The organism is Rheinheimera sp. B2H12 (genome assembly GCF_059620065.1).
Window position 1 is genome coordinate 1,229,147 of the sequence record NZ_CM184363.1, and the last position, 17,220, is coordinate 1,246,366.

Consider the following 17,220-nt stretch of genomic DNA (forward strand, 5'->3'; position numbering starts at 1 on the left):
ATTAGCCAAAATGAGTAAAGGCAATTTTATTGCCGTCTAAGTCACGGATATAAGCACCGTAAAACATATCCGGAATGCGTTGACCCGGGGCGCCGTCACAACTGGCTCCCAGGCTGAGTGCTTTATGGTACAGCTCATCAACTGCGGCTTTATTGCCAGGGCTGATCGCAACCATAGTGCCATTACCAGCATGTGCTGGCTCTTTGTTGTATGGGATACAAATCGCCAGCATTGGCTTGCTCATGTTTTTTCCAAAAAAGATGATTCTGTCCATTTCAAGCAGCGGTTTAGCGCCCAGAGCAGCCAGTAATTCGGTATAAAAAGCGCGGGCTTTGGTCAAATCATTGACCCCAATAGTTGCGTAACTAAGCATGTAAATCTGTCCCTTGTCAAAGACTGCTGGTTGCAGCCTCACTAGTATACGAAGCTAAGCTTATTTTGGAGCTAAGGTGGCAAAAAGTTTTTTTTGTCGCTGCTAAGCAAGCGGAAGTGTAAATAATTAAATTTTTTTGCTAGTCAGAGAAAACGGATTTTTCTGCGTTTCAGGCTAGTAGCCAAGCCTTGTTGTAACTGCATCTGTATCATTTAAGTTTGATTGAATTTCAGGCGTTTTTTGCCGTACTTTTCGACTCATACTTGAGTTTTGTTGATTTGACGACTGAATAAATATCACCTACGTTTTGTAAGCGCTTACAAATGGTGGTTCCATGGTATTAGCCCCGACTTAGCGCCAACTGACAAAAAGCTATGCCAAATAGCAGCGGCAAAAAAACAGTCGACAGGGATAACAGCATGAAAGCAAAGCGTTTTACGAAAAGCAGAATCGCCAGTAGTTTATCAGTGGTGCTGGGGATTGGTGGCATCGGCATTTCGTTGCCGGCGACCGCTCAGCAAACCAGCGCCGAACCACAACCGATAGAAGTCATAGCGGTCAGCGGTATCCGCGGCAGCCTGATCAAAGCAATGGATACCAAACGTTCGTCCGATGGCATTGTTGATGCCATTTCGGCGGAGGACATAGGTAAATTTCCGGATACCAACCTGGCTGAATCCTTACAGCGGATTTCCGGCGTGTCCATTGATCGGGTCAATGGTGAAGGTAGCCGCGTTAGCGTGCGTGGTTTTGGCCCTGATTTTAACTTAGTCACCTTAAATGGCCGCCAGATGCCGGTCACGACAGGGTCACGTTCTTTTGATTTTGCCAATATAGCCTCAGATTCAATTAGTGGTGTACAGGTCCATAAAACTGCTTACGCTGCCAATCCTACCGGCGGTATAGGTTCCACCATCAATGTCGAAACCCTGCGGCCGTTAAATTCTCCCGGCATGAAAGCCACCGCCAATTTTTCCATGGTGGATGATCAATCCTCCGACCAAGGGGATATGACACCGGAGTTTTCGGCCTTATATTCCAATACCTTTGCCGACAATCAATTTGGTGTGATGTTGTCGGGCAGTTATCAGGAACGGGAAAGTGGCAACCAACAAGCTAACGTCGGTACTGGCTGGCGCAGTTTCTCCGGCAAGGCCGATGACAATTATGACGCCGGTACCGGCGAGTGGGGCGGCGTGCCACAAACGGGGCAGGTGAACAGGCCTGGTCCGACCGATGTCTATTCTGTTCCTCAAACCACCATTTATAAGTTTGAAGAGCAGCAACGGGTCAGAACCAATGGCCAGTTGGTATTGCAATACAGCCCACATGACCGTATCAAAGCGACCTTAGATTACACCTATATGCGCAATGATATTGACACCCAATACAACGATATTTCGGCCTGGTTTACCTTTGCGCCCTCACAAAACGTCTGGACCGACGGGCCAGTGGCTTCACCGCTGATTTATGCCGAAAATTATGCCACTCCGCAGGATCTATCAATGGGAGCCGGCGATTATGGCGTGCGTAATGAAAGTGGTTCGGCTGGTTTTAATCTGGAATGGGAAGCAAGCGACCAGTTAAAACTGACCTTAGATGCCCATCATTCTGATGCTGAAAATACGCCGAATCATGTGCTGGGCTCTAATAATGGTCTCAGTATGGCGGCTTTTGTCCGCATGTATGCCGCCACCGATTTCAGTGGCGATTTACCAGCACTTGCTGTGGGTGGTGGCAATACCATGACGCCGGCCGATATGCGAGTTACCGGCAGCAACTTTACCAATGCTGAAAACCGTTCTGTGATTGACCAGTATCAGCTCAAAGGCAGTTATGAACTGACAGAACAGAGCAGCATCGATTTTGGTCTGGCGATGACGGATGTCGATAATCATTCCAAATCAGTCAATGTGCAGCGCAATGACTGGGGTGGCGTCGGCAAAGCCGGTGACTTTGATGCCAGTTTATTTCCGGTCGAGACCATTCATGACAAGTTTTCGGCGCCCAAAGGCGATTTCTCCGCCGCCAGTGGCAAAAACTATGAGCTGCTCAATAAAATATTTTTCTGGGATTTTTATGGCATCCGGGAGCGGGCGGAAAAACTCTACACGCCAGCCGGCTATAAAGGCAATGGCGATTGTGGTACCGATTTTTGTCCAAGTACCGATTATGCCCGTGATATCGACCGCTATACACTGGAAGAATCACAAGCGGCTTATCTGCAATACAACTATGCCGCTGACTGGAACGGTAGGCCTTATGATGTGCATCTGGGTATTCGTTATGAATCGACCGATGTGACCTCCACTTCCGCGGTCGCTTCTTATAATGGTGCTAAATGGACAGCTGATACTGAGATCCCGTTAATCGCCACCGGACAACGCGAGTACCAAACCCAGCAAGGGGATTATGATTATGTGCTACCAAACTTCAATTTTAATATTGAAGTGGTGGATGATGTGATGTTACGTGCCGCATATAGCGAGACCATTGGCCGGCCTGATTATGTGTCCATTCAGGGTGGGCGGGTGCTTGGCACTATTGCCAACAGAGCAGGTGGCGGCGGCACCATAGGTGTGCCATCACTATTACCTTTAGAGTCAACAAACTACGACTTTTCGGCTGAGTGGTATTACGCACCATCCAGCTATACTTCGGTCGGTTATTTCCGCAAGGAAACCACCAATTTTATCAGTGCACAAAAAGTGGATACCACCATTGCAGGGATTTATAACCCAGCAGACGGTCAGCGTTATAACCAGGCGCTGGCAGCGGTCGGGGCTGATGCCGGTGCGATCCGCAAATGGATCTTTGAAAACTATCCGAACGATCCTTTTGTCGATGTTGCTGGCAAAGCCATTATTGGCAATGCCGCGCAAGATAAACTGATGGTGTTCAAAATTGATACCCCCACCAATGAACCAGGCAGTAAAACCATTTCCGGTTGGGAATTGACGGTGCAGCATGCCTTTGGTGACACTGGCTTTGGCGTGATTGGCAATTACACTATGGTCGACAGCGACACTGACTATGACAACTTCCTGCTGCGCGATCAGCCGGCGCTGGTTGGTCTCAGTGATACTGCCAATGCCATTTTGTTTTATGAAAACTACGGTTTTCAGGCCCGGATTGCCTACAACTGGCGGGATGAATTCCTCAATTCCCGTGGTCAGGATACGGGCGCCAATCCAAAATATACCGAAGCCTATTCGCAGGTTGATTTGTCCATTAGCTACGAATTGCCGATGGTGCAGGGCATGACCCTCTATGTGGAAGCGCTGAATCTGACGGATGAATATAGCCGGGTACATGGCCGGGCCAAAGAACAGGTGCTGAGCCTGGTTGAAACCGGTTCCAGATACAGTGTTGGTGCGCGTTATAGCTTCTAGCAACGAGGCACACAGGCGCTGTTCCCCCGGCAGCGTCTGTGTTTTTTCTGTCAGCAACAGACAAGTGGCTGACAGATGCGCTAGATTAAAGTTCGACGAGGATTGCCAGAGTTACCACTGAAGCCAGGATTGAAGCAGTGCTGAGTGGTTCCCGGTTGTAGGTCAAAAAATGGATAAAGCGCTCAGGACTATTGTGATTGTGGGTGGCGGAGCTGCCGGCTGGCTCACCGCAGGTTTGCTGGCGGCTGAACATAATGCCGACCAGGGCAAGCTGCTGGCGGCATCGCCGCTGCAGATCAGCTTACTGGAATCGCCGGATGTGCCTATTATTGGTGTCGGCGAAGGCAGCTGGCCGTCGTTACGGCTGACACTGGAAAAAATTGGCCTCAGTGAAACCGATTTCTTACGCTGTTGTGAAGCCAGTTTTAAACAAGGCTCCTGCTTTAACGGCTGGCGTACCGATGTCGGGGCTGGTCCTGCTGTGGGCAGTCACAACAGTTATTTACATCCTTTTAGTTTGCCGGAAGGCTGGCAGGAGCTGGAGTTATGCCGTTACTGGCAGCCGTTTCGCCATGAAGTGGCTTATGCCGATGCGGTGTGTCAGCAATTCCGTTTGTGTCAGTTACAGCTGGCGCCAAAACTAATCAGCACCGCTGAATATAGTTTTATCAATAACTATGGCTATCATTTAAATGCCCATAAATTCAGCGAATTACTGCAACAGCATATCACCACAAAATTAGGTGTGACTTATCTGCGGGACCATGTAACGCAGATCCATCAGCGTTTGGATGGTGAGATTGATCGCCTGACCACTGCAGCACATGGCGACATCAGCGCAGATTTATTTATCGATTGTAGCGGTAGCCGCTCTTTGTTATTGGGTCAGCAGTTGGCCGTGCCTTTTATCAGTGTTGGTCAGCAGCTGTTTAATGACAGTGCGCTGGCGGTACAAATGCCGTATCCGGCGCCAGACAGTGCCATTGCTTCCTGTACCCTATCCACTGCGAAGCCGGCTGGCTGGATTTGGGATATTGCCCTAGCCAGCCGGCGTGGCGTCGGTCATGTTTATTCCTCCGCCCATCAAACGGATGAACAGGCGGCCCGGCAACTTGAGCACTATCTGACTGCTGAATTCGGTGCAGCAGCTGCCCGTCAGGCGCAATTGCGGCAGCTTCAATTTAATCCCGGCTATTACCAGCGCTGCTGGCAAGGCAATTGTGTGGCTGTTGGCATGGCTGCCGGTTTTATCGAACCTTTAGAAGCTTCGGCACTGGCGCTGATTGAGTGGAGTGCCAAATTTATTGCCAGCCAGTTACCGGCAAGGCATAGTCAGATGGCGGCCACGGCCAACAGAATGAATCAGCGTTTTCGTCAGCACTGGCAGCAAATTATCAGCTTTTTGAAACTGCATTATGTGCTGAGTGACAAAACCGAACATCCGTATTGGCTGGATCACCGCGCGAGCAGCAGTGTGCCGGCTGAACTGACTGAACAACTGGCTTACTGGCGCTATCAGCCCCCCACGGCGGCAGATTTTGGTTATAGCGATGCGTTGTTTCCGGCTGCCAGTTATCTGTATGTGCTGTTAGGGATGGGTTTTCACACCGAGTACCGGGCTGATAAAGCTTCAGCTCAACGCCGGGCACAGCAGTTATTTACACAAAATCAGCAGAAATGCCAGCAACTGGTGGCTGTGCTTGACGGCAACCGGCAACTGCTGGAAAAAGTAGCGCGTTATGGTTTTAGTAAAATTTAGCGGTCAAACCGCAGCTTTCGCGGCGCTGCCCAAACCGGCTACCGCAGCATCACAGGGGATTTTATGACGCAACATGTGTTACTGAACAGTGTCGAGCATCAGCATTTACGGGTGATCACCGAGCGGGGCAGCCAGTATGGAGACAATCTGTGGTTTTGTCCGACTTTCCCCCAGGAGTTTCGCAGTGTTCAGGCGCAATACCCAATCTTTTTTGTCAAAGAAGGCGCCAGTGGCCGACTGTTGCCGGTGGCCTTATTTGGCTTTACCCAGCAAGAAAATCTGTTTTTGCAACACAACAACTGGCAGCAGAGTTATATCCCATTGGCGGTATTACGGCAGCCGTTTTTAATTGGTCAGCAACAGATCCGTGAGCATGGTGTGGAGCAGATGCAAAGAGTGCTGCATATCGATAGCCAAAGTCCGCGCTTAAGTGAAAGTGAGGGCGAGGCATTGTTTTTACCTTATGGCGGCAATAGTCCTTATCTGGAGCAAATGGCCGGTGTGCTGGAAACCTTGCATCTGGGTTTACAGGACAGTCAGCAGTTTGTGGATTTGTTGCTGGAACTGAATTTACTGGAATCTTTTACCCTTGAATTGCAACTGGATGATGGCAGTAAACATCAGATGGTTGGCTTTTATACCATTGCCGAAACTGTGTTACAGCAACTTGAAGCAAGTGCCTTAACGCTGTTACATCAGCGCGGTTATTTGCAGGCCATTTATTTGCAAATTGCCTCGCAGTCACGGATCCGCCAGTTATTGCAGCTGAAAAATCAACTGCTGCAGGCTGGGCGCAACTGATGCTTAGCCAGCAGCAGCCACTGGCGCTGTGGCAGCAACAAGCGCGCCGGGTAGAGCAACTGACGCTCGCTGCCGCAGCAGATGGTGTTCAGGCTGATGGCCTGATGCAGGATGACAGCGCTTTGCTGGCCTTGTTGCAACAACGCGAGACCCCGTTGTTGATCAAAGGTTACTGCCAGCATTGGCCACTGGTGCAGGCTGGGTTAGAGTCTGATGCTGCTGCTCTGGCTTATCTGCAGCAATTTGACGCCGGTCAGCCGGTGAATGTGGCGGTGCTGGCGACCGAAACCCAGGGGCGGGTGTTTTATAATGCTGATTTGAGCGGTTTTAATTATCAGGCCGGTAAAGCTGGATTTAGCCAGTTGTTGCAGCAATTGAGTCTGGAGCAACAAGCCGGTTCGCCACTGTTGTATATGGCGTCGACCGACATGCAGCATTTTTTTCCGGGTCTGGTGACAGACAACAGCTTGCGATGGCCAGCCTGGTCGGCGTTGACCAGCTTATGGCTCGGTCATGCCGTCCGGGTGGCAGCCCATGTCGACTTTCCACATAACCTGGCCTGTAACGTGCTTGGCAGGCGCACTTTTACCTTATTTGCTCCTGAGCAGATCCAGCATTTATATCCGGGGCCGATTGAGTTTGCCCCTGGCGGTCAGGAGATCAGTCTGGTGGATTTTAGTGCGGTTGATTTAGAGCGCTTTCCAATGTTTGCCAAAGCGCAGCAAGCGGCTTTAGTCGCCGAGCTGGAGCCTGGCGATCTGTTATTTATTCCGTCGATGTGGTGGCACCATGTGCAGGGCCATCAGCGGTTGAATGGTCTGATCACCCATTGGTGGCGCGATACCCCGGCTTATTTGGGGCGGCCGAACAATGCGTTGTTGCATGCCATGCTGAGCCTGCGCAGCTTGCCCAAAGCGCAGCGACAGGCCTGGCAGGCTTGGTTTGACTATTATATTTTTCAGCATGACAGTGCGGCCGTGGCTGAATTGCCGCCTGCTGCCAGCGGCATGTTGCAACAACCGCTGCCGGAGATACATGCCCGTCAGCTTAGAGCTTTATTGCAAAATAACTTAAAACGCTAAGCAACCAGCCGCGACTGTGCCAGTGGGCCACAATTGCTGCCGATGTTGCGTGATGAAAAGGTGATCTGATGTCTGAACATGTTGCCACTCCTCAGTCTGTAAATCCTCATGCCGCCAATGCTCAGAACGGCGCTGATGGCGGCAACCCGATCCGCAAAGTGGTGATTGCCGGTGGCGGCACTGCTGGCTGGATGACGGCGGCCGCGCTTGGTAAATTACTTGGCAAAAATTTGCAGATTGTGCTGGTCGAATCAGATGAGATCGGTACTGTCGGCGTGGGCGAAGCCACCATTCCAACCTTGCATATTTTCCATCGTCTGCTCGGGCTGAATGAACAGGATCTGATGGTGGCGACCAATGCAACTTTTAAACTCGGTATTTCGTTTGAGAATTGGTACCAGCAAGGTGAGAAATACCTGCATTCGTTTGGTTTTTTGGGCAAAGATTGTTGGGCTTGTGGTTTTCAGCATTTCTGGCGCAAAGGCCGGCAACTTGGATTGGCCACAGAGATTGGCGATTATTGTGTCGAGCATCTGGCTGCGCGGCAGCATCGATTTGCCGTGTTACCACAACAAGATTTAAATCATGCTTATCATATGGATGCCACATTATATGGCCGTTATCTGCGCACACTGGCAGAGCAGCATGGTGTGCAACGGGTGGAAGGTAAAATTGCCAGGGTAGCACAAGCCGACAATGGCGATATCAGCGCACTGCTGCTGGAGTCAGGCGAGCAGATTGCAGGCGATTTGTTTATTGACTGTACTGGTTTTCGGGCTTTATTAATTGAGCAGACGCTGAATGTCGGTTATGAAGACTGGAGCCATTATTTGCCGTGCGACAGTGCCATTGCGGTGCAAACCAAAAGCATAGCCCCGGCCTTGAACTACACCAGAGCCATTGCGCATCAGGCCGGTTGGCAGTGGCAAATTCCGCTGCAAAGCCGGGTCGGCAATGGTTTAGTGTACTGTAGTAAGTTTTTAAGCGACGACGCCGCCGAAGCCTTGTTGCTCAGTCAAATCCAGGGCGAGCGGCTGACCGAGCCCAGGAAGATTAAATTTCGCACCGGCAGCCGGCTGCAACATTGGCAGAAAAACTGTATTGCTATTGGCTTGTCCAGTGGTTTTCTGGAGCCGTTGGAGTCGACCAGCATTCATCTGATCCAGCGCAGCATTATCCGGTTATTGCAGATGTTTCCGGCACAGGGCATCTGCCCGGCAGATGTGGTGGAATTTAATCAGCAGACCCGCACTGAAATGCTGAATATCCGCGACTTTATCATTTTGCATTACAAAGCAACCGCCCGGCAGGACAGTCAGTTCTGGCGTTATTGCCGCGATATGGCAGTGCCGGATCCTTTGGTGCACCGGATGGAATTATTCCGCCAGTCGGGCAAGGTGTATAAATTTGCCCAGGAGTTGTTTGGCGAAAGCTCCTGGATCCAGGTGATGCTGGGGCAAGGTTTGTTGCCGGCGCAATATCATCCGATTGTGGATACGATGTCCGAGACTGAATTAGCAGATTTTCTGGCGACTATTGCTGCCGGCGTGAAAAAAACCGTGCAGCAATATCCACCGACGCCGGATTTTATTCAATATTATTGTCCGGCAACATTGCGCTGAGGCTGATGAACATGAGCAGAGGCTTGCAGCAGGACATCGGCATGGATCCTTATCAACTGGCGAGCACAGCGCAAGTGCAGTTGATCAGTCTGGGTCAGCAACAAACGCCGTTATTGCTGATTGACCATGCGCTGGCTGATCTGTCGTTTTTGCTGCAACAGGCCTATGCCGCTGACTATGCCCAGGATGGTAGTTCTATGTATCCGGGGTTAAGGGCGCCGCTACCCCGCGATTATATCCTGGCGCTGTTAGGGGCCTTGTATCCGTTGTTATATCGGGTTTATCAGATCCCGCAGACACTGAAATTAAGGCCTAAAGAAGGTTATTTTTCCTTATTAACCACGCCACAGGACCAGCTGCAGCCAATGCAGTGCCTGCCGCATTTTGATTCAGCCCAGCCCTACTTTTTTGCCGTGTTGCATTATTTATCGGCTGGTTCTCATGGCGGGACGGGTTTTTTCCGCCATAGACCGACCGGTTTTGAGCGCATTACGCAGCTGCGGCAAGCTGAGTATTTTCAGGCCGCCCAGCAGTTTTTTGATCTGCATGGCGCACCGCCAAAGCGTTATCAGGTGGCTTCAGATCAACAATTTGAGCTGTATCAGCAGCTGAATTTTCAGCAAAACCGCTTATTGATTTATCCGGGTAATGTATTGCATTCCAGCCTGGTGCAAACAGCAACCGATATACAGGCCGATCCTTGTATTGGGCGCTTAACCGCCAATATATTTCTGAATTTCGAAGCCGTATCATCAGATTATTGAAGCAGCAGTCTTTGGCTGCAGATTGACCTGAACGATAAAGCGCGCTAGGCTTCGACAGTGAATTGAAAGCGCTTACAGGTGGCAGGTAATGCTGTAGCCGCAGCCGACCAGGGGTGCAAATACTGGCCAGATCTGAGCAGATCCTGAACGATCGCGGGATCATCCACCCAATACCACCAGTGAAAAAGAGTGAAACACAGTTATGAAGATAGAGTTACCGCAGGATTCGACCCTTATGTCCAGCGACTTTGTGTTTGGCGTGGCAACCGCCTCATTTCAGATTGAAGGCGGCGCTGAGGGCAGGTTACCTTGTATCTGGGATACATTTTGCGCCAAGCCTGGCAATATCCGCGATGGTTCTGATGGCTTGACAGCCTGTGATCATCTGCGGTTATGGCGCGAGGATCTGGCGTTGATCCAATCGCTGGGGGTGGATGCTTATCGTTTTTCTATTTCCTGGCCACGCGTGATGCACCAGGATGGTCGTCTGAACCAGCAGGGGGTGGATTTTTATATCCAGTTGCTGGATGAATTAAAAGCGCGCGGTATCAAAGCCTTTGTCACCTTATATCATTGGGATCTGCCACAGTATCTGGAAGACCAGGGCGGTTGGCTGAATCGCCAGACCGCCTATCTGTTTGCCGATTATGCCGATAAAATCAGCCGGGCTTTTGGCGATCGGGTGTATTCCTATGCCACGCTCAATGAGCCATTCTGCAGTTCTTATCTGGGCTATGAGGCCGGTATTCATGCACCTGGTCATCGCAGTAAAGCCTGGGGCCGGCAGGCGGCGCATCATTTGTTACTGGCACATGGGCTGGCGCTTCGGGTGTTACGGCAAAACTGTCCGCACAGTAAAAACGGACTGGTGCTGAATTTTACCCCTTGTTATCCGCAGACCGATGATCCGGCCGACGCCGCAGCAGCGCAGCTGGCGGATGATTATTTTAACCAGTGGTATCTCAAACCTGTGATGGATGGCTGTTATCCAGCCAGCTTTGCGCTGTTGGCTGAGCAGGACAAACCACAGATTGCCGCCGGTGATTTTGACATTATCAGCACGCCACTGGATTTTCTCGGGGTGAATTTTTATACCCGTACTGTGTATCAGGCTTGTGCTGAGCAAGGTTATGCGCCTGTGGATATGGTGGACGCGCCTAAAACCGATATTGGCTGGGAAATTTACCCGCAGGCACTGACTGATTTACTGCTGTCGTTACATCAGCAGTATCAATTGCCACCGCTGTACATTACTGAAAATGGTGCGGCAGTTGATGATAAGCTGGTTGGTGGTATGGTGGCAGATCCGGACCGGCTGCAATATTATCAGCAACACTTATTGGCGCTGGATCAGGCGATACGTCAGGGCGTGCAGGTGGACGGTTATTTTGCCTGGAGTCTGATGGATAATTTTGAGTGGGCCGAAGGCTATTTAAAACGTTTTGGCATTGTTTATGTCGATTATGCCAGCCAGCAGCGGGTGATTAAACAAAGTGGTCTGGCTTATCGTGATTTACTGCAAAGCCGCCATGGCGCCGCTTGAAGTAAAACGGGTCGACACTGCTATAGCTAAGGCTCAGGACATCAATCAACGGCGGTGTTGCTGGCTGGCAGCACACTGCTGTATGCAAGATAGAGACACTATAAAATACTAATAACAATAAAAGCCAACAATAACAGGGGAAAGGCATGGTCAGCGTCAAAGAGAAAGTTGCTTATGGGTTGGGGGATACTGCCAGCAATATTGTGTTTCAGACCGTGATGTTGTTTTTGACATTTTTTTATACCGATATTTTCGGCTTATCGCCAGCTTTTGTTGGCACGATGTTTTTGGCAGTACGGGTGATTGATGCCATTACCGATCCTTTGATGGGGGCCTGGGCTGACCGGACAGTCAGCCGGCATGGTAAATTCCGGCCTTATTTATTGTGGTTTGCGCTGCCATTTGGTCTGATCAGCGTGCTGGCTTTTACGACGCCAGATTTTTCTGAAACGGGGAAAATGTGGTATGCCTTCCTGACTTATACCTTGTTAATGCTGGTGTATACCGCCATTAACATCCCTTATTGCGCCCTGGGTGGTGTGTTAACCGCCGATCCAGCCGAACGTGTTTCCATTCAGTCATATCGTTTTGTGTTTGCGATGCTCGGCGGCGTGCTGGTATCAGCCTGTACTTTACCGCTGGTCGATTATTTTGGCGCTGGTGACAAAGCCAAAGGTTATCAGTTGACCATTGCCGCGATGAGTGTGCTGGGTGTGGTGATGTTTTTACTCTGTTTTGCCGGTACCAAAGAAAGATTGCAACCCCCTGCAGCAGTGCAGGGCAGTCTGAAACAGGATTTTCGTGCTTTATGGCAAAATGATCAGTGGCGGGTGTTATCAGTGGCCGCTTTGTTTTTGCTGGCTGGTTCTGTGCTGCGCAACACGCTGGCGATTTATTATGTGAAATATTATCTGCAACTGCCGGATAGTATTACCTTGTTTATCACTCTTGGCATGTTTGGCAGTATTGCGGGTTGTATCATCGCGCAGCCACTTTCGAAAAAATATTGTAAGGTCCGGCTTTATATTGCGATTCAATTGATTGCAGCGGCACTTTGTATTGGCAGTTATTTTGTCGCGGCAGAACAGAGCACCCTGGCGTTTAGCCTGTTTATGTTGTGGAACCTGTTTTTTAATGCCGGCACGCCTTTGTTATGGGCGAAAATGGCCGATACCGTCGATTATGGTCAGTGGAAAACCGGTGTGCGGACCACAGGCATGGTGTATTCATCGATTATCTTTTTTATTAAGTTAGGCTTGGCCATTGGTGGCGCTGCGGCTGGTTGGTTATTGGCGGGTTATGGCTATCAGGCCGATGTCGAACAGACTGAAACAGCCAAAGAAGGTATCTTGTTATCCTTTAGTATTTATCCGGCGTTTGGATCATTGCTGGTGGCGCTGGTGATGCGCTGGTACATTCTGACCAATGAAAAAATTGCCGTGATTAGCCGGGATTTGGCAAGAGCTGACAGCGAAAAGCTGATAAGCTAACTGCCATCGTTGAGTAAGTACATCAGATGAAAGGACTTATGGCTACTATATACGACGTTGCCCAAAAAGCAGGCGTATCCCTGGCGACCGTGTCGCGGGTGATGAACAAAAACACCAATGTTGGCGAAAAAACCAGGCAGAAGGTGTTGGCTGCGATGGCTGAATTGGATTACCGGCCCAATACCTTTGCGCAATCGCTGGCATCTAACAGTTCCAACAGTGTGGGTGTGCTGGTCTCGCAACTGGATGGTCCTTATTATGGTCCTATGATGGCGGAGATTGAGTCATCGCTGCGGGCTGCCAATAAACATGTGATTATCGCCGTTGGTCACAGTGATGCGGCGCAGGAAAAAGATAGCGTTGAGTTTTTGCTGGGGCGGGGTTGTGATGCGTTGATCCTGGATGTGGAAGCAGTGTCGGATCAATATCTGATTGAACTCAGCCAGGGCACTACCCCTATTGTGTTGATTAACCGCTATATCGATGCCATCAGTGAGCGTTGTATTTATCTGAACAACGAGCTGGGCGGTTATCTGGCAACCCGTCATGTGCTGGAATTGGGCCATCGCCAGATTGCCTATGTGTCGGGGCCTAAGCGTAAGCATGATGCCAATGAGCGGCTGGAAGGACATAAAAAAGCGCTGGCTGAATTTGGCGTGGTGTTGCAGCCAGCCTTATTGGTTGAAGGCGACTATAAAGAAGATGGTGGTGTGCTGGCGATGCAGCAATTGCTGCGATCCGGCGAAAAATTTACCGCTGTCGTCTGTGCCAACGATCAAATGGTATCAGGGGCTATTTCGGTCTGTCTGGAGCAGGGGATCCGGGTACCACAAGATTTATCTTTTGTCGGTTATGATAATATTCCATTTGCCCGTTATATCTCGCCCAAGCTGACCACAGTCAATAACCCCATCCATGAAATGGGAAAAATGGCGGCTTTGTGGTTACTGCGAAATATCTATAAAAATGATCAGATTGCAGTGGCCAATATTTTTGCGCCTGAACTCGTGGTACGCGAGTCCGCTATAATCTTAGGCTAAACCAACGACAAGGCTGGAACTTCCGGTCTTGTCGTTTCGGCTGAGTGTCTGTTTTTCTGCGACCACTGTGCTGACAACAAGTCTCGCTTGTTTTATCTTGATAAAAATATTTCATTGACATCAGCATCAAGCTGCAGTTTTAGCTGCGGTATGAAAAGGATTTGCCATGCACATCGATTATCTGGCTGCTTACCCTGGGTTGATCCCGGAATTAACCGAATTATTATTTGCCGAATGGCAGGATTTATATCTGGCGGCTGGTCTGAGCCAAGCGGATCTGACGGCAGCATTACAGGAACGAGCAGTGCGCGACAGCTTACCACTGACGTTGGTGGCGGTTGATCAAGCCGGGCAATTGGTTGCGGCTGGTAGTATTAAGCTGAGCGAAGACGGCACCAGAGTCGGCTTGTCGCCCTGGTTGGGTGGGATTTATGTCAAGGCACAGTATCGGGGTCTTGGCCTTGGTGCTCAAATAGTTACCGCGTTGGAACAAAAGGCGCGCGAACAAGGGGTGAGCCGGTTATATTTATCCGCTGACAGCGCAGTGAATTTTTATCAGAAGTTGGGCTGGCAGGTATTGGACCGGGTCGATTCGCTGGATGTGCGCAATGTGGCCTTGATGTGTAAAGATTTAACCAGTTAACCAGTCTCAGGAGACCGCCAACGGGCGTCTGTTTGCTACAGACGCCCGTTGGCGTTGCCAGCTTAAGGTTGTGGACAGTTTAATCGAACCGCATTTGCTGTGGCTGCCGGCAACAAACTCAGTTTGGAGAAACTCAGTTGCAGGGCTCCCTGGCTGCTGATTTCCAGCGGCACAGCCACTTGTGCCAACTCCAGACCTTGCCGGGTGAAACAGTTCAGGTCAATCTGTACGTCTTGCCATTGGCCTGGTGTCAATTGCTGTAACGTGCTGCTGATATCCAATTCCGCGGCGCACTGTTCATTGCAACGCATCGCCACTGATACCGGGGCCGTCGCGGCCTTATCCAGTTTTAGTTGCAGATTGAGCACGGCACCTTTCTGACCAAAGGCCCGCAGATCGCGTGGGAAACTGCTACGTAAAGCCAGCGCTGCACGGCTTTTGCCATCAGTGCTGAATACACGGGCGTCTTCCTGCACCTGACGGTCAAAACTTTGTAAGCGGGCACTGCCAAGCTGTTGCTGGTTGCTACTGACCTGAGCATTTTGCTCGCCACTTTGCAGCACAAAGAACCAAGGTGCTTTCAGATCCCGCTCAAATAACACCAATTCGGTGGGTTGGCCAGCCGTAGAACCCTGTTCAGGTAATGCGTTATTCAGCCAGTCAGGTTGCGCTTGCTGATAAGTCAGGCCATACCCATAGCCGAATAACGGCTGAGTGGCGGCGCCTGTTGGGGCTGCGTCTGCCGCGCTGTGATCATCACCGCGGTTGACCTGGGTTTGCTCAGGCCGCGCTGGCCAGGAAAAGGACAATTTGCCGCTAAAGTCTTGTTGGATTTGCCCTTTGGCATCGCGGAATAACAGCGGCGCAATGGCGTGGCCTTCGCTACCAGGTAACCAAATGGCGACAAAGGCATCTGAGGCATTCAGTTCTGCATTGACCCATAATGGCCGGCCGCTGATAAACAAGGATACCACTTTAATCCCGGCCGCTTGTAACTTACGCAGCATAGTTAAATCAGCTTTGTCGCCGCGCTGATACTCCAGATTATCAATATCGCCATTGCCTTCGGCGTAAGGCTGTTCGCCAAAGACGACAATAGCCACATCCGGTTTTTGCTGGTAACTGCCGTCGACTGACAATTCAACCTGCCCGCCGCCTTGTTTAACTTGCGCTGCAATGCCCTGGTAAATCGAGCTACCGCCCGGGAAATCCGCGTTGTTGTTGCCGGTGCCTTGCCAGGTAATAGTCCAGCCACCGCTTTGCATGCCGATATTGTCAGCACCAGCGCCTGTCACCAGTACTTTTTGCTTGGGTTGCAACGGCAGTAAGTTTTGCTGGTTTTTCAGCAATACCAGCGATTGCTGCACAGCCTGATAGGCCACAGCTCTGTGTTCGGCGGAGCCGATAATGTCAGTTTTGCCAGACAATGGCCGCTTTGCCGGGGTCGCTTTGGTAAATAATCCAGCCCGAACTTTGACCGTTAAGATCCGCCGGACCGCATCATCAATCCGGCTGGCCGGGATCTCGCCGCTACGGGCCTGCGCCAGTAAATTTTCATACAGCGGTTTCCAGGCACCGGTGGGCACCATAAAAATATCCAACCCGGCCTTGGCTGCAGCTGCGCAGTTTTCATTGCTACAACCCTGGATCTGGCCGTGACCATTCCAGTCACCAACCACCAGACCATCAAACCCCAGCCGGTTTTTCAGTACTTCAGTAAGTAAGTACTGACTCCCATGAATTTTTTCGCCATGCCAGCTGTTAAAAGAGGCCATCACCGTTTGGGCGCCAGCTTCCAGGCCACCAACATAGCCCTGCGCATGTAAGCGGAATAAATCTGCTTCACTGGCAGTATTATCGCCCTGATCCACACCGCCTTTGGTACCACCATCACCGAGAAAATGTTTGACGGTACTAATCACACTTTCAGCGCCAAGAAAATCGCCATCCGGCGCGCCTTGTAAACCTTTGACGATAGCTGCGGAGTAAGCCTTCACTATCGCCGGATCTTCTGAATATCCTTCATAACTGCGACCCCAGCGATCATCTCTGACCACTGCGACTGTGGGGGCAAACACCCAATCAATACCAGTGACCATTACTTCGCGGGCGGTGGCACGGGCGATCCGGGTAATGAGTTCAGGATCGTTGGCTGCGCCAAGCCCTATATTGTGTGGAAATAAGGTCGCGCCAATGACATTGTTATGGCCATGCACTGCATCTGTGCCCCACATGGTTGGGATGGTGGAGCCATCTTCACTGGCATCAATGGACGCCTGATACATAGCGTCAGCCAGCGCGATCCAGTCGGCTGGTGTGGCGTGTTTATTGCCCGCCGGGAAAGAGCCGCCGCCATTTAAATAAGAACCAAAGCCATATTTGCGCATATCTGCCACTGTGATATCGCGAATTTCCGGTTGGATCATCTGGGCAATTTTTTGCTCCAGGGTCATCTGTTGCAATAAGTCAGCGACTTGCTGTTGCTGTGCCTGATTGCTCAATTGCGGCAGTTTTAATGCGGGCCAGATGGCCGGATCGGCAGTTTTTCCGGCCACTGCTGTGGCTGGCGCGCTGGCCGCTGTGGTTTTGTGGTCAGATTGGGGCTGACAGGCGCCAAGCAGCACCGGTAATAACAGTGCTGTGGTTAGCAGGCTTAGCTGGCGTGGCTGGGCGGTCTGGCCAGATCGGATCAGGCGTGGAGGCATAGCTCA

The 17,220-nt window shown here is 50.8% G+C and carries 12 protein-coding genes; 10 read left to right on the plus strand and 2 right to left on the minus strand.

Going from position 1 to position 17,220, the window contains the following annotated elements; translation table 11 throughout:
* Position 1: 1 nt before the first annotated feature.
* Entirely contained in the window at positions 2-373 is a 372-nt protein-coding gene (locus tag AC53GJ_RS05500; RefSeq protein WP_496731534.1) for a VOC family protein, read from the minus strand.
* Positions 374-792: 419 nt separating this feature from the next.
* Between AC53GJ_RS05500 and AC53GJ_RS05505 the strand changes: the two genes are divergently transcribed.
* The 10 genes from AC53GJ_RS05505 (at position 793) to AC53GJ_RS05550 (ending at position 14,509) form a co-directional block, all read left to right on the plus strand.
* Positions 793-3,765 carry a TonB-dependent receptor gene (locus tag AC53GJ_RS05505; protein WP_496731535.1) on the plus strand — a complete coding sequence of 991 codons (2,973 nt, stop codon included), beginning with the start codon at positions 793-795 and terminating at the stop codon, positions 3,763-3,765.
* Positions 3,766-3,934: 169 nt separating this feature from the next.
* A complete protein-coding gene (locus AC53GJ_RS05510; RefSeq protein ID WP_496731536.1) occupies positions 3,935-5,524 on the plus strand; it encodes a tryptophan 7-halogenase in 1,590 nt (529 codons plus the stop codon).
* Positions 5,525-5,587: 63 nt separating this feature from the next.
* The gene (locus AC53GJ_RS05515) at positions 5,588-6,325 is read left to right on the plus strand and encodes a SapC family protein (protein WP_496731537.1); all 738 of its coding nucleotides are present in this window, start codon (positions 5,588-5,590) and stop codon (positions 6,323-6,325) included.
* Entirely contained in the window at positions 6,325-7,407 is a 1,083-nt protein-coding gene (locus AC53GJ_RS05520) for a cupin-like domain-containing protein (protein WP_496731538.1), read from the plus strand. Before AC53GJ_RS05515 ends, AC53GJ_RS05520 begins: the two co-directional genes overlap by 1 nt.
* A 68-nt stretch (positions 7,408-7,475) precedes the next feature.
* The gene (locus AC53GJ_RS05525; RefSeq protein ID WP_496731539.1) at positions 7,476-9,029 is read left to right on the plus strand and encodes a tryptophan halogenase family protein; all 1,554 of its coding nucleotides are present in this window, start codon (positions 7,476-7,478) and stop codon (positions 9,027-9,029) included.
* A gap of 5 nt (positions 9,030-9,034) precedes the next feature.
* Entirely contained in the window at positions 9,035-9,793 is a 759-nt protein-coding gene (locus AC53GJ_RS05530) for a DUF6445 family protein (RefSeq protein ID WP_496731540.1), read from the plus strand.
* A 235-nt stretch (positions 9,794-10,028) separates the two neighbouring features.
* Positions 10,029-11,336: a GH1 family beta-glucosidase gene (locus AC53GJ_RS05535; protein ID WP_496731541.1), complete on the plus strand. Its 1,308-nt coding sequence runs from the start codon at positions 10,029-10,031 to the stop codon at positions 11,334-11,336.
* 146 nt (positions 11,337-11,482) lie between these two features.
* Positions 11,483-12,826, plus strand: coding sequence for a glycoside-pentoside-hexuronide (GPH):cation symporter (locus AC53GJ_RS05540; RefSeq protein ID WP_496731542.1), 1,344 nt, complete (start codon positions 11,483-11,485; stop codon positions 12,824-12,826).
* Between the two features lie 38 nt (positions 12,827-12,864).
* The gene (locus tag AC53GJ_RS05545) at positions 12,865-13,866 is read left to right on the plus strand and encodes a LacI family DNA-binding transcriptional regulator (protein WP_496731543.1); all 1,002 of its coding nucleotides are present in this window, start codon (positions 12,865-12,867) and stop codon (positions 13,864-13,866) included.
* 166 nt (positions 13,867-14,032) lie between these two features.
* A complete protein-coding gene (locus AC53GJ_RS05550; protein ID WP_496731544.1) occupies positions 14,033-14,509 on the plus strand; it encodes a GNAT family N-acetyltransferase in 477 nt (158 codons plus the stop codon).
* A 62-nt stretch (positions 14,510-14,571) separates the two neighbouring features.
* On the opposite strand, the gene AC53GJ_RS05555 is transcribed toward AC53GJ_RS05550, so the two are convergent.
* Positions 14,572-17,214 carry a glycoside hydrolase family 3 protein gene (locus tag AC53GJ_RS05555; RefSeq protein WP_496731545.1) on the minus strand — a complete coding sequence of 881 codons (2,643 nt, stop codon included), beginning with the start codon at positions 17,212-17,214 and terminating at the stop codon, positions 14,572-14,574.
* Positions 17,215-17,220: the final 6 nt, after the last annotated feature.

What these genes read in the sequence shown, in the direction of transcription:
- AC53GJ_RS05500 (WP_496731534.1), bottom strand. Translation starts at nt 373, where the DNA reads ATGCTTAGTTACGCAACTATTGGGGTCAATGATTTGACCAAAGCCCGC.
- AC53GJ_RS05505 (WP_496731535.1), top strand. Translation starts at nt 793, where the DNA reads ATGAAAGCAAAGCGTTTTACGAAAAGCAGAATCGCCAGTAGTTTATCA.
- AC53GJ_RS05510 (WP_496731536.1), top strand. Translation starts at nt 3,935, where the DNA reads ATGGATAAAGCGCTCAGGACTATTGTGATTGTGGGTGGCGGAGCTGCC.
- AC53GJ_RS05515 (WP_496731537.1), top strand. Translation starts at nt 5,588, where the DNA reads ATGACGCAACATGTGTTACTGAACAGTGTCGAGCATCAGCATTTACGG.
- AC53GJ_RS05520 (WP_496731538.1), top strand. Translation starts at nt 6,325, where the DNA reads ATGCTTAGCCAGCAGCAGCCACTGGCGCTGTGGCAGCAACAAGCGCGC.
- AC53GJ_RS05525 (WP_496731539.1), top strand. Translation starts at nt 7,476, where the DNA reads ATGTCTGAACATGTTGCCACTCCTCAGTCTGTAAATCCTCATGCCGCC.
- AC53GJ_RS05530 (WP_496731540.1), top strand. Translation starts at nt 9,035, where the DNA reads ATGAACATGAGCAGAGGCTTGCAGCAGGACATCGGCATGGATCCTTAT.
- AC53GJ_RS05535 (WP_496731541.1), top strand. Translation starts at nt 10,029, where the DNA reads ATGTCCAGCGACTTTGTGTTTGGCGTGGCAACCGCCTCATTTCAGATT.
- AC53GJ_RS05540 (WP_496731542.1), top strand. Translation starts at nt 11,483, where the DNA reads ATGGTCAGCGTCAAAGAGAAAGTTGCTTATGGGTTGGGGGATACTGCC.
- AC53GJ_RS05545 (WP_496731543.1), top strand. Translation starts at nt 12,865, where the DNA reads ATGGCTACTATATACGACGTTGCCCAAAAAGCAGGCGTATCCCTGGCG.
- AC53GJ_RS05550 (WP_496731544.1), top strand. Translation starts at nt 14,033, where the DNA reads ATGCACATCGATTATCTGGCTGCTTACCCTGGGTTGATCCCGGAATTA.
- AC53GJ_RS05555 (WP_496731545.1), bottom strand. Translation starts at nt 17,214, where the DNA reads ATGCCTCCACGCCTGATCCGATCTGGCCAGACCGCCCAGCCACGCCAG.